A 12,541-nucleotide genomic window follows, 5' to 3' on the forward strand; every position below is an offset into this window, starting at 1 on the left:
ACTCCCCGTAGGCTCACCCCAGTGGCCGTATGTCTATGGTTGCTTCCAACCGCTTGGCTGCCCTGTGAAGGACAGAGATGCCCCGCTCCAAGAAGCCCAGGCGACGCGGTCGTCTGATCGCGCTCGCTCTCGTCATGCTCCTCGTGGCCGGGCTCGGCTACGGGGCCTACTGGAGCGTGAGCACCGTCAGAGCCTCGTACCCGCAGGTGGCGGGGGAGCTCACGCTGCCCGGTCTGTCGGCCCCCGTCACCGTCAGACGCGACGGCAACGGCATTCCGCACGTGTACGCGGACACCCCTGAGGACCTCTTCCGCGCGCAGGGCTTCGTCCACGCCCAGGACCGCTTCTGGGAGATGGACGTGCGGCGCCACACCACCGCCGGCCGGCTCTCAGAGATGTTCGGCGAGAGCCAGGTCGAGACCGACGCCTTCCTGCGCACCCTCGGCTGGCACGACGTGGCGCGGCAGGAGTACGAGAACGAGCTGTCGGAGGAGACCAAGCGCTACCTCCAGGCGTACACCGACGGCGTCAACGCCTACCTGGAGGAGCGCAGCGGCGCCGGGCTGTCCGTCGAGTACGCCGCCCTCAGCTTCCAGAACGACTACTCCCCCGAGCCGTGGAGCCCCATCGACTCGGTCGCCTGGCTGAAGGCCATGGCCTGGGACCTCTCCGGCAACATGCAGGAGGAGATCGACCGGGCGCTGATGGCCGGGCGGCTGAGCGAGGACCAGATCGCCGAGCTGTACCCCGACTACCCCTACGACCGGCACCACCCGATCGTCCGCGAGCCCGGCGACGAGAGCACCCCGTCCTACGCGGGCACCTACGACCCCTCGGCCGACCCGGACGCCCGCACCGGCGACGACGCCGCCGGCCTGACCACGCAGCTGGCCGGGCTGTCCGAGAGCCTGGACGCGCTGCCCGACATGCTCGGCACCAACGGCGCGGGCATCGGCTCGAACTCCTGGGTCGTCTCCGGCGAGTACACCACCACCGGCCTGCCGCTGCTGGCCAACGACCCGCACCTGGCGCCGAGCCTGCCGTCCGTCTGGTACCAGATGGGCCTGCACTGCAACGAGCTCAGCGACGACTGCCCGTTCGACGTCTCCGGCTTCACGTTCTCCGGCATGCCGGGCGTCGTCATCGGGCACAACCAGTCCATCGCCTGGGGCATGACCAACCTGGACGCGGACGTCACCGACCTGCGTCTGGAGAAGCTCGACGACGGCAACTACCTGCGCGACGGCGAGTGGGTCCCCTATGAGACGCGGACCGAGACCATCGAGGTCGCCGGCGGCGAGGCCCGCGAGATCACCGTGCGTGCCACGGAGAACGGCCCGATCCTGTCCGACCGCGAGTCCCAGCTGACCGGCGTCGGCGCGACGGCGCCCGTGGACTCCGACGCGCCGGACCGCGGCAGCGGCTACGCCGTGTCCCTGAGCTGGACGGCCCTGACGCCCTCCCGCACCATGGACGCGGTCTTCAGCCTCAACGCCGCCACCGACTTCGACGAGTTCCGGGCGGCCGCGCGCGACTTCGCCGTTCCCTCGCAGAACCTCATCTACGCCGACACCGAGGGCAACATCGGCTACCAGGCCCCCGGCCAGATACCGGTGCGCGGTCAGGGCGACGGCAGCTTCCCCTCCCCCGGCTGGGACTCCTCCTACGACTGGACCGGGTACATCCCGCAGGAGGACCTGCCCTGGGAGTTCAACCCCGAGCGCGGCTACATCGTCACCGCCAACCAGCCGGTCATCGACCCCAGCGAGTACGACTACCACCTGACGAGCGACTGGAGCTACGGCACCCGCAGCCAGCGCATCGAGGAGCTGATCCTCGACACCATCGAGGACGGCGGCAAGATCTCGCTGCGCGACATGCAGGAGATCCAGCTCGACAACCACAACGCCATCGCCGAGCTGCTCGTGCCCTACCTGCTCGACGTGGAGATCTCCGACCCCTACATCCGCGAGGCGCAGGACCTGCTGCGGGACTGGGACTACTCCCAGTCCTCCGACTCGCCCGGCGCCGCCTACTTCAACGCGGTGTGGCGCAACCTGCTCCAGCTCGCCTTCGGCAACAAGCTGCCCAAGGAGCTGCGCGTCGAGGGCCAGTGCCTGCTCGTCCGCCCGGCCGACGACTCGCAGCCCATCGAGGACCTCGACGGCGGCGTGCGGCTCATCGAGGAGTGCGGCGAGCGGTCACCCGGCAGGGCCCAGCCGGACGGGGGCGACCGCTGGTTCGAGGTGGTGCGCGGCATCATCGAGGACCAGGACAACGAGTGGTGGCAGACCCCGGCCACCGCCACCCAGCCCGGCGCCGACACCCGCGACGAGCTGCTGCGCCGCGCCATGCGTGACGCCCGCTACGAGCTGACCGCCGAGCTGGGCAAGGACATCACCACCTGGAACTGGGGCCGCCTGCACCGCCTGATGCTGAACAACCAGACGCTCGGCACCGAAGGCCCCGGCCCGGTGCAGTGGCTGCTCAACCGCGGCCCGTGGAACCTCTCCGGCGGTTCCGACGCCGTGAACGCCAGCGCCTGGAATGCCGCGGGCGGCTACGACATCACCTCGGTGCCGTCCATGCGGATGATCGTCAGCCTGGGTGATTTCAACGAGTCGCTGTGGATCAACCTCACCGGGGCGTCAGGACACACCTACCACCCCCACTACACCGACCAGACCGACCTGTGGGCACGCGGCGAGTACCTGACGTGGGCACACGGGCCGGGTGCCGTCGAGGACGCCACCGCCGACACGCTGACGCTGACGCCCGCCGAGGACGACGGCTAGGGCGTGTGGCCCGGCCCGTGCGGCGCGAACCGGTGCACGCCCTCGGGAGTGACGGCGGCGTGCACCGGCCGGTCGTGCGGCTCGCGCGGCAGCTCGTCCACCACCTCGTGCCCGTACACGAGCGTCACCAGCGCCGGCGGACCGGCCGTGGCCGCCAGCCGCTGGAGCACCCGGTCGTAGCTGCCGCCGCCGCGCCCGATCCGCACGCCCCGGCGGTCCACCGCCACGCCCGGCAGCAGCACCACCCCGGCCGCCGCCACCGCCTCGCGGCCCAGCCGGGCGCCCGCGGGCTCCAGCAGCCGGGCCCGCCCCGACCGCTCCGACTCCACCAGCCGGCCGGGGCCCTCGAACGGAGCCCAGTCCAGGTCGTCGTCCTCCCGCAGCACCGGCAGCAGCACCCGGGTGCCGCGCTCCCGAAGCTCGGCCAGCAGCCGGGTGGTCCGCGGCTCGTGCCCCACCGACACGTACGCGGCGACCGTGCCGGCGTCCGCCACCTCCGGCAGGCCGAGCACCCGGCGCGCCAGCGCCTCGCCGGCCTGCGCCACCTCCTCGTCCGCCATGGCCGCCCGCACCGCCAGCAGATCCCGCCTGACCTCGCGCTTCCGCCGCCTCAACGCCTCCGTGCCCGCGTCATCCACGCTGTCCCGCCGCTCCCTTCACGCGTTCTGGCTCGCTTCTCTGGCAGCATGACCAGATCACGACCACATCAAAATCCCACATAGCATGACGCACGCCAGCAAAGTTCCCCTCCGTAACCGACCCGCTGGATAGAGTGACCGCCATGAGCCGACCCTCCCGCATCAGCAAGGCAGTCATTCCCGCTGCCGGCCTCGGCACGCGTTTCCTGCCTGCGACCAAGGCCACGCCGAAGGAGATGCTGCCCGTCGTCGACCAGCCGGCCATCCAGTACGTGGTCGAAGAGGCCACCGCGGCGGGACTCACCGATGTGCTGATGATCACCGGGCGCAACAAGCGTCCCCTGGAGGACCACTTCGACCGCAACTACGAGCTGGAAGAGGCCCTCCACCGCAAGGGGGACGACGACCGGCTCTCCCGCGTGCAGGCGTCGAACGACCTGGCGACCATCCACTACGTCCGCCAGGGCGACCCCAAGGGCCTGGGCCACGCGGTGCTCTGCGCCGCCCCGCACGTCGGCGACCAGCCGTTCGCCGTGCTCCTCGGCGACGACCTGATCGACCCGCGCGACCCGCTGCTGACCCGGATGACGGCCGTGCAGGAGGAGTACGGCGGCAGCGTCATCGCGCTGCTGGAGGTCGACCCCGACCAGATCCACCTCTACGGCTGCGCCGCCGTGGAGCCCGTCGACAGCGACGGCGTGCGGCGCGTGACCGGCCTGGTCGAGAAGCCCGACCCGGCCGACGCTCCCAGCAATCTGGCCATCATCGGCCGCTACGTGCTCGACCCCGGCGTCTTCGACGTGCTGCGCCAGACGCCCCCCGGCCGCGGCGGCGAGATCCAGCTCACCGACGCGCTGGCGGCCATGGCCGCCGACCCCTCGCTCGGCGGTCCGGTGCACGGCGTGATCTTCTCCGGCCGCCGCTACGACACCGGCGACAAGGGCGACTACCTGCGTTCCATCGTCCGCCTCGCCTGCGAACGCCCCGACCTGGGGCCGGAGTTCCGGCAGTGGCTGCGCCACTACGTCACAGAGGAGATGCCGCGCCTTGGCTGACGACGAGCAGGCAGGCGGCCGGATCTGGTCCGTCGAGGAGCACCTGGCCGACGTGCTGCGGGCGGTCCGACCGCTGGAGCCCGTGGAGCTGTCGCTGACCGAGGCGGCGGGCCTGGTGCTGGCCGAGGACGTGCCGGCGGTCTCGCCGCTGCCGCCGTTCGACAACAGCTCGATGGACGGCTACGCGGTGCGCGTCGCCGACGTCGAGGCCGCCACCCGCGAGACGCCGGCGCGGCTGCGCGTCACGGGCGACATCGCGGCGGGAGCCGCCGGGTCGCCCCCGGTCGGGCCCGGGCAGGCAGTGCGGATCATGACCGGCGCGCCGCTGCCGCCGGGCGCGGAGGCCGTCGTCCCCGTGGAGTGGACGGACGGCGGCACCGGCGGCGACCAGCCCGCCGACGCCATGGCGCCCCCGGCCGCCGCGCCCGCCGGCGGCGAGGTACGCGTCTTCCGGCCCGTCTCGCTCGGGGCACACGTCAGGGCGTCCGGCAGCGACATCACGCCGGGCACGCTGGCGCTGGCGGCCGGGACGGTCCTCGGGCCGCCGCAGGTGGGCCTGCTGGCCGCCATCGGCCGCGCGCGCGTGCGGGTGCGGCCGCGCCCCCGCGTCGTCGTGATGTCCACGGGCAGCGAACTCGTCCCGCCCGGCGAGGCCCTGGCGCCCGGCCAGATCTACGACGCCAACGGCCCGATGCTGGCCGCCGCCGCCGAGCGCGCCGGCGCGGTGGTGCGGCTGGCCCCGGCCGTCGCCGACGACGCCGGCGCGCTGCGCGGCGCGCTCGACTCCTGCCTCGGCGGCGCGGACCTCGTGCTCACCAGCGGCGGCGTCAGCGTCGGCGCGTACGACGTGGTCAAGGCGGCGCTGGCCGATCCGGCCACGGGCGTGGTGTTCCGGCGGCTGGCGATGCAGCCCGGCAAGCCGCAGGGGTTCGGGCTCACCGGGCCGGCCGGGACGCCGCTGTTCGCCCTGCCGGGGAACCCGGTGAGCGCGTACGTCTCGTTCGAGATCTTCGTGCGCCCGGCGCTGCGCGCGCTCGCGGGGTACGGCCCCGACGCGCTGCACCGGCCGCGGACGGTCGCCCGTCTGGTGACGGACGGCGGCGCGCCGCTGACGTCTCCGGCCGGAAAGCGGCAGTTCCTGCGCGGCTCGTACACGCCGCCGCGGCCGGGCGAGCGGGTGGGCACGGTCCGGCCGGTGGGCGGCCCCAGCTCGCATCTGATCGGGGCGCTGGCCCGCGCGGACGTGCTGCTCGACATCGAGGCGTCGGTGACGAGCGTGCCGAGCGGAGCCGATATCGCCGTCGTGCTGCTGGACTGAGCGGGAGTACCGTAGCCCTTCATGAGCACCCCGCAACTCACACACCTCAACGAGGCCGGGGACGCGCGGATGGTCGACGTGTCGGGCAAGCCCGTCACCGCGCGGACGGCGCGGGCCACGGGCCGGGTGCTGCTCGCGCCCGCCACCCTCTCCCTGCTGCGCGACGGCGGCGTGCCGAAGGGCGACGCCCTGGCGACCGCCCGCATCGCGGGGATCATGGCCGCCAAGCGGACCCCCGACCTCGTTCCGCTGTGTCACCCGCTGGCCCTGTCGGGGGTGTCGGTGGACCTGGCCCTCGCCGAGGAGGCCGTGGAGATCACGGCGACGGTGCGGACGACGGACCGCACCGGAGTGGAGATGGAGGCCCTCACGGCCGTCAGCGTCGCCGCGCTGACGCTGGTGGACATGGTCAAGGCCGTGGACCGGCACGCGGTGATCAGCGACGTCCGGGTGGAGGAGAAGACGGGCGGCGCCTCGGGAGACTGGAGCAGGGACACGTGACGAGCGGGGAGCCGGCCGGGTACCGGGCGCTGGCGCTGACCGCGTCCAACCGCGCCGCGGCCGGGGTCTACCAGGACACCGGCGGTCCGCTGCTGGCCGAGGGGCTGGCTGAGCTGGGCTTCGCCGTGACGGGGCCGGTGGTCGTGCCCGATGGTGAGCCGGTCGCCGAGGCGCTGCGCGAGGCCGTCGCGGCCGGGCACGACGTGGTGCTCACGACCGGCGGCACCGGCATTTCGCCGACCGACCGGACGCCGGAGATGACGCGGCGGGTGCTGGACTACGAGGTGCCGGGCATCGCCGAGGCGGTCCGTGCCGCCGGGATGGCCAAGGTGCCGGCGGCGGCGCTGTCGCGGGGTGTGGCCGGGGTCGCGGGCCGCACCCTCATCGTGAACCTGCCGGGCTCCACCGGCGGCGTGCGGGACGGCCTGGCGGTGCTGCGCCCGCTGCTGCGGCACGCGGTGGACCAGCTGCGCGGCGGCGATCACCGGCCGTGAAGGGGTACTGGCCCGTCGAGCTGTCCGACGGTGACGTGGGGCTGCGGCCCATAAGGCAGCGGGACCAGCGCGCCTGGCGCGAGGTCAACCAGCGCAACCGCGACTGGCTGCGGCCCTGGGAGGCGACGCTGCCGCCGCCCCGGCCCGGCCAGGCGCCGCCGCGCCGGCCGACGTTCCGGCAGATGGTGCGGCACCTGCGGGCGGAGGCGCAGGCCGGCCGCATGCTGCCGTTCGTGGTGACCTACCGGGGGCGGCTGGCCGGGCAGCTGACGGTCGCCGGGATCACGTGGGGGTCGATGTGCTCGGCGCACATCGGCTACTGGGTGGACCGCGCCGTGGCGGGCCGGGGTGTGATGCCGACGGCGGTGGCGCTGGTGACGGACTACTGTTTCAGGACGCTGGGGCTGCACCGGGTGGAGATCTGCATCCGGCCGGAGAACGGGCCCAGCAGGCGCGTGGTGGAAAAGCTGGGTTTCCGCGAGGAGGGGCTGCGCCCGCGGTATCTGCACATCGACGGCGAGTGGCGCGACCACCTGGTTTTCGCGCTCACCGCGGAGGAGGTGCCGGCGGGGCTGCTGGCCCGCTGGCACCAGCGGCGGGAGCGGGACAGCCAGCAGAAATAAAAACTTTGTTCGATTAAAAGATAACGATTCTGAAAACAATCCGAAGAAAATCCAGGGAGAGCGCCGGTTCGGGCGACACACCGCCCGATTTGGCGGATGGACTCGCACGAATCCCTCTACCGTGTGACCGTGAGCAGCAGTGGCCTCATCTTCGCAGTAATCGTCGGAGCCTGGGCCGCGTACCTGGTGCCGATGTGGCTCCGCCGGCAGGACGAGCTGAACGAGGCCCGCCCCACCGAGCGGTTCAGCACGGCACTCCGCCTGCTGACGCGCGGCAGGCTCGGCGCGGCGGCCGCCCGGGACGACGGGCCAGCCGCCGACGAGGCGCGCCCGGACGCGGACGGCGACGAGGAGGCCACGGCCACGCCGGATTTCTCCGCCGATGTCCGCGCCTACGCCGAGCCGGTGACCATGCCCCCGGCGCCGGTGCCGTCCCCGAAGTCCGCCAAGTCCCCGAAGGCGTCCGGTGGCTCCCGGCCCGTGAAGCCGCCTGAAACAGGGAAGCCCGCGCAGATCTCGGCGGCCCGCGCCAAGGTTCTGGCCCGGCGCCGCCGCACCACGATGGTGCTCTTCCTGGCCTTCACCCTCGGCGGCGTCTTCGCGCTCTCGTCCGGCCCCGGCCTGCTGTGGCTGCCCGCCATCCCGGCCGCGCTGCTGCTCGCGTACGTGATCCACGTCCGCCGCCAGGAGCACCGCCGCTACGCCGTCGCGCTCGACCGCCGCCGCGCCGAGGAGGCCGCGCGGCGCCTCCGCGAGCGCGCGCAGGCCAGCGCCGCCGCCCGCCCGGCCGAGGCGGAGCGGGAGCAGCCCGCCCGCGCGGTCGTGGAACAGACCGACCACGCCGAGTGGGTCGACCAGCAGCGCCGCCCGGGCACGGCCCCGACGTGGGACCCGGCGCCCGTGCCGCTGCCGACGTACGTGAACGCGCCCGTGGCGCCGCGCAGGACGCGCGGCGGCGGCCCGTCCACCTGGTCCCCCGACCGCTCCACCACGGCCGGCTCCCAGCCCTCGGCCCCGGCCGAGCCGCCGCGCAGCACTCCCCTCTTCGACCAGTACGCCGACGACGACCACCCCCGCGCGGCGGGCGAGTAGGCCCCGGCCCCTGTGGGCTCCCCTCGGATTTCAGACCACGGCCGTCCGGGTGCTACAGTTGCAGCGTCTTACGGGCCTGTAGCGCAGTCTGGTAGCGCATCTCGTTCGCAACGAGGGGGTCAGGGGTTCAAATCCCCTCAGGTCCACGCAGGTTCGAGCCCTCGTCGGCGGTAGTCGGCGGGGGTTTTCGCATGGGCGTACAGCGGAGTACAGCAACGCGCTCCGGCCAGGGCGAAGGCTGCGGCTCCGGCTGCCCCCGTCTCCCTCAGCCAGCAGGGACTGCCAGCAAGCCCCCGGCCTCGGTCGCCAGCGGCGAGTGGCGTCGGTTGCGGCGATGCGCGGCCTCTCCGGCACCCCACTGGAGCGGATCCGGGGCCACATGCTGCGCATGGCGCTCGCGTGCGGCCGCGAGTGCTGCGGCGGGGACGGACCGCTGCCGGGGACCCCTCACCGGGTAAGGCGGGTATGCAAGGGGGATGCGACGAACCGTTTCTCTGGCGGCGGTGGCCGTCACAGCCGTGCTGGTGGCCGGTGGCTGTTCCAGCGACAGCGGCTCCAGCGACGGGGACAGCGGCGGGGACTCGTCCCAGGCCGACGCCCCGCAGCCCACCCACCCGCCCGGCGAGCAGCCGGAGGCGGAGCCCTCCCCCACGCCGGAGCAGGTCACGCTCGCTGATCTGGCCGGCGGCTGGATGCCGGCGCAGTCGGACGGCGGCGCCTACTACACCCTGCTCATCGACGCGAACGGGGACGCCGACTCCGTGGGCAGTCCCGCGCCCGGCTCCCCCCTCCAGTCCGACGCAATCTGCTTCGGCTCCGTCGAGGAGGAGGGCGTCAACCAGCTCAGCGTGGAACTGGAGTGCAGCAGCCTCGCCGGCCTCGAAGGCACCCAGGAGTCGTTCCAGGGCACGGCCACCGTCGAGACCGCGCCCGGGGCGGCCGGTGCGGTGGGCGAGGTGTGGGAATGCGACGAGGGCCCGGCCGTCCTGCGCATCAGCTGGGCCCAGGGCTTCGAGGACGTCCTGTGCTGGATCGGCGAAACCGGCGGCGCCCCGGAGGCCGGAGGCTGAGCGCGGTAGCCTCGGGGCGTGCGGGCCCCGGTGCGGGGCCGGCCGCCGCTGACCGCCGCCGAGGAACCAGTCATGCCCACCCCAACCGACGCGCGCGAGCGGGCACGGGGCAGGATTCTGGACCTCCTGCGCTGCCCGCTGTGCCGCGAGCGCCTCGCGCCCGCCGACGGCGCGCTGCGCTGTCCCGCGCGGCACACGTTCGACATCGCCCGCCAGGGCTACGTCAGCCTGCTGTCCGGCGGGCGCCGCGCCGCGAGCGCCGACACCGCCGCCATGGTGCAGGCCCGTGAGGAGTTCCTGGGGGCGGGGCACTACGCGCCGCTCGGCCGTGCCCTGGCCGGCCTGGCAAGGGAGGTGTGCCCGCCCGGGGCCGCCGTGCTGGACGCGGGCACCGGCACCGGCTACTACCTGGCCGCCGTGCTGGACGCCCTGCCGTCGGCCGCCGGCCTGGGGCTGGACACCTCCTCGCGCGCCCTGCGCCGGGCCGCCCGGGCCCACGCCCGCGCGATGGCCGCGACGTGGGACGTGTGGCGTCAGCTGCCGGTGCGGCACGGCGCGTTCGACCTCGTGCTCAACGTGTTCGCGCCGCGCAACGGCGGGGAGTTCCACCGGGTGCTGCGCCCCGGCGGCGCGCTGCTCGTCGTGACGCCGGCGGCCCGGCACCTGGCCGAACTGCGCGAGCACGCCGGCACGCTGGCGGTCGATCCGGCCAAGGAGGAGCGGCTGAGCCGCGCGCTGGACGGCCACTTCACCCGGGAGCGCGCCGAGCCGCTGGAGTACGGGCTGCGCCTGTCCGCCGGCGACATCGAGCGGCTGGTCGCCATGGGGCCGAGCGCCCACCACGTCGCCCCCGGTGAGCTGCGGGACCGCGTCGCCGCGCTGGCGCCGCCGGTGCCGGTGACGGCCTCGTTCACCCTGTCCGTGTACCGGCCGCGGTGACGCCGCCGGGCCGCCCGTAGGATCGGGCCGTCCGGACGGGCTTTCCGGAGCGGGAAGGCGGCAGCACGCAGTGACGACGACACCAGACCAGCCCGCGCGGCTGTACGGGGACCTGGCCCGGTGGTGGCCGCTGCTTTCGCCCGTGGACGTTTACGAGGACGACGCCGCGACCGCCGTGACGCTGCTGGGCCAGGCCAAGCGGCCGGTGCGGCGGGTGCTCGAACTCGGCTGCGGCGGCGGGCATCTGGCGCACCACCTGCGGTCGCGGTACGCGCTGACGCTGGTGGACCTCTCGCCGCAGATGCTCGACGTCTCGCGCCGCCTCAACCCGGACGCCGAGCATCTGGTGGGCGACATGCGTCACCTGCGGCTGGACGAGACGTTCGACGCGGTCATCGTGCACGACGCCATCGACTACATGACGACGCGCGAGGACCTGGCCGCCGCGTTCCGCACCGCCTACCGCCACTGCCGGCCCGGCGGCGTCGCCCTGTTCTTCCCCGACCATCTCGCCGAGACCTACCAGCCCCGCACCGACTGCGGCGGGGACGACGCCGAAGACGGCAGCGGCGCGCGTTACCTGGCGTGGAGCCTGCCGCCGGAGCCGGGTGCGACGACGGTGCGCACCGAGTACACGTTCACGCTGCGCGAGGCGGACGGGCGGGTCCGCGCGGTGCACGAGACGCACACCACGGGCCTGTTCCCGGCGGCCGTCTGGCGGGAGCTGCTCGCCGCGGCGGGCTTCGCCGTCTTCTGGGCGCGCGAGGAGGGCGGGCAGGGGCGCACGATTTTCATCGGCCACCGCCCGCCGGCCCAGCCCGCTCAGTAGTCCCAGACGTTGATCAGCTCGGCGGACCAGGGCTCGGGATAGGTCTGGTCAATGGTGAACGCCATCCCCAGCCCGTAGGCGAGGTGGATCTCCCGGTCGAGGACCTTCTGGTAGGAGTGGCCGTTGTCGTCCCACCAGGTCTCGTGCTGGGTGATGCACAGCTGCTCGCCGAAGGTGGCATTGGCGCAGGGCGCGGGCGGCGACCAGACCTGGCGGTGGCGGAAGGTGATCTCCGTGCCACCGCCGGACTCCTCGGTGATGGTGCCGCGCGCGTCGAGGCAGTAGCCCTCCTCGGGGATGTCCCAGCGGACGTAGTGCTGGAGGCCGCCTTCGGACGGGAGGGGCTCCATGTTCGCGCAGTCGGCGTCGCCCGCGTACTCGGAGGTGACGCGCTGCTCGTAGTACTCGGTGCCCTTGATGCCCCAGCCGTCGAGGAGCAGCCACTCGCCGTCCTCGGAGCGGGAGAAGCGCTCGCGGTTCTCCGGGCGTTCCTGGTCCCAGGTGATGCTGTACTGGCCGGGCCCGTCGGTGCGCCAGGACCACTGCCCGGCGACGGAGTCACCCGAGCCGAACTGGCCCGCCGACCGCTCGGTCAGGCGGGAGAAGTCGGCGTAGGTGTAGCCGGAGGTGGCGTCCGGGGCCGGCGTGGCATCCGCCGTGGGGGCCTCGGCGCCGGAGGCCGTGGCGGCGAGCGTGACGCTGAGCGCGGCGGCCGTGGCGGCGAGGGCGCCCCGTACGGTACGTGTCTTCCTCATGGTGTTCCCGGTTGTGTGTGGTGTGCGCGCGGCGTGCCGCCACGCGCCCAGCCAGCCCACCCTCACCTTAGGGGTTCCGTTCCGCCGGCCGCACCGGCGGGATGTCGCGGACCGGCTCGCCGCGCTCGCCGCAGCTGCTGAGGCCCACCGGCCAGCCGAGACCGGCGAGTTCCCCGGTGAGGGCGTCCCAGCGGGCGGGCTGTGCCGTGCCGGAAGCGGATGAACCCCACGTCGCCGAGGGTGGTGAACGTCTCGCCGTGGGCGGTGGCTTGTCCCCGGCAGGACGCGCGGTCTCCGCCGCCGGTTCCATCTCCCGTGCCACGTACACGTTTTCGGGGTCCCGCCCCGTTTCTTATCTGCGTTGACTTCGCTAACGCGCCTGCGTCATGCTCGTTCCGCAACGGTCCCGAGCCGTCGCGATCGCTCCGACAG

General features: G+C 73.6%; 12 protein-coding genes and 1 tRNA gene. 11 read left to right on the top strand and 2 right to left on the bottom strand.

Annotation, left to right across the window (positions count from 1 at the left end; all coding sequences use genetic code 11):
* Positions 1-77 precede the first annotated feature (77 nt).
* Positions 78-2,795: a penicillin acylase family protein gene (locus tag JK356_RS12270; RefSeq protein ID WP_201867711.1), complete on the top strand. Its 2,718-nt coding sequence runs from the start codon at positions 78-80 to the stop codon at positions 2,793-2,795.
* On the opposite strand, the gene JK356_RS12275 is transcribed toward JK356_RS12270, so the two are convergent.
* On the bottom strand, positions 2,792-3,433 hold the full coding sequence (locus JK356_RS12275) for a 5-formyltetrahydrofolate cyclo-ligase (protein WP_307815545.1): 642 nt from the start codon (positions 3,431-3,433) through the stop codon (positions 2,792-2,794). The two genes, JK356_RS12270 and JK356_RS12275, sit on opposite strands and share 4 nt — an antisense overlap.
* A 143-nt stretch (positions 3,434-3,576) precedes the next feature.
* Here JK356_RS12275 and galU point away from each other — a divergent pair, with 143 nt between their 5' ends.
* From galU to JK356_RS12325, 10 genes are all read left to right on the top strand, one after another.
* Positions 3,577-4,488 (top strand): UTP--glucose-1-phosphate uridylyltransferase GalU, encoded by a 912-nt coding sequence (gene galU / locus JK356_RS12280; RefSeq protein ID WP_201867712.1) that lies wholly within the window; start codon positions 3,577-3,579, stop codon positions 4,486-4,488.
* Entirely contained in the window at positions 4,481-5,806 is a 1,326-nt protein-coding gene (gene glp / locus JK356_RS12285; RefSeq protein ID WP_201867713.1) for a gephyrin-like molybdotransferase Glp, read from the top strand. Before galU ends, glp begins: the two co-directional genes overlap by 8 nt.
* Positions 5,807-5,827: 21 nt before the next feature.
* On the top strand, positions 5,828-6,307 hold the full coding sequence (gene moaC, locus JK356_RS12290) for a cyclic pyranopterin monophosphate synthase MoaC (RefSeq protein WP_201867714.1): 480 nt from the start codon (positions 5,828-5,830) through the stop codon (positions 6,305-6,307).
* On the top strand, positions 6,289-6,801 hold the full coding sequence (locus tag JK356_RS12295) for a molybdenum cofactor biosynthesis protein B (RefSeq protein WP_374100651.1): 513 nt from the start codon (positions 6,289-6,291) through the stop codon (positions 6,799-6,801). Before moaC ends, JK356_RS12295 begins: the two co-directional genes overlap by 19 nt.
* A complete protein-coding gene (locus JK356_RS12300) occupies positions 6,798-7,424 on the top strand; it encodes a GNAT family N-acetyltransferase (RefSeq protein WP_201867716.1) in 627 nt (208 codons plus the stop codon). Before JK356_RS12295 ends, JK356_RS12300 begins: the two co-directional genes overlap by 4 nt.
* 129 nt (positions 7,425-7,553) lie before the next feature.
* Positions 7,554-8,516, top strand: coding sequence for a gephyrin-like molybdotransferase receptor GlpR (gene glpR, locus JK356_RS12305; protein WP_201867717.1), 963 nt, complete (start codon positions 7,554-7,556; stop codon positions 8,514-8,516).
* Positions 8,517-8,588: 72 nt separating this feature from the next.
* A tRNA-Ala gene (locus tag JK356_RS12310) sits at positions 8,589-8,662 on the top strand.
* 330 nt (positions 8,663-8,992) lie between these two features.
* Positions 8,993-9,586: a hypothetical protein gene (locus JK356_RS12315; protein WP_201867718.1), complete on the top strand. Its 594-nt coding sequence runs from the start codon at positions 8,993-8,995 to the stop codon at positions 9,584-9,586.
* 72 nt (positions 9,587-9,658) lie between these two features.
* Positions 9,659-10,525, top strand: a complete 867-nt coding sequence (locus JK356_RS12320; protein WP_201867719.1) for a putative RNA methyltransferase — start codon at positions 9,659-9,661, stop codon at positions 10,523-10,525.
* Positions 10,526-10,595: 70 nt separating this feature from the next.
* Complete coding sequence (locus JK356_RS12325; RefSeq protein WP_201867720.1) at positions 10,596-11,354, top strand: trans-aconitate 2-methyltransferase; 759 nt, start codon at positions 10,596-10,598, stop codon at positions 11,352-11,354.
* Here the strand turns inward: JK356_RS12325 and JK356_RS12330 are convergent.
* On the bottom strand, positions 11,348-12,109 hold the full coding sequence (locus JK356_RS12330) for a hypothetical protein (protein ID WP_201867721.1): 762 nt from the start codon (positions 12,107-12,109) through the stop codon (positions 11,348-11,350). The two genes, JK356_RS12325 and JK356_RS12330, sit on opposite strands and share 7 nt — an antisense overlap.
* Positions 12,110-12,541 lie beyond the last annotated feature (432 nt).

This window comes from Streptomyces sp. 7-21, assembly GCF_016741785.1.
In the GTDB taxonomy this organism is placed as follows: Bacteria; Actinomycetota; Actinomycetes; order Streptomycetales; family Streptomycetaceae; genus Streptomyces.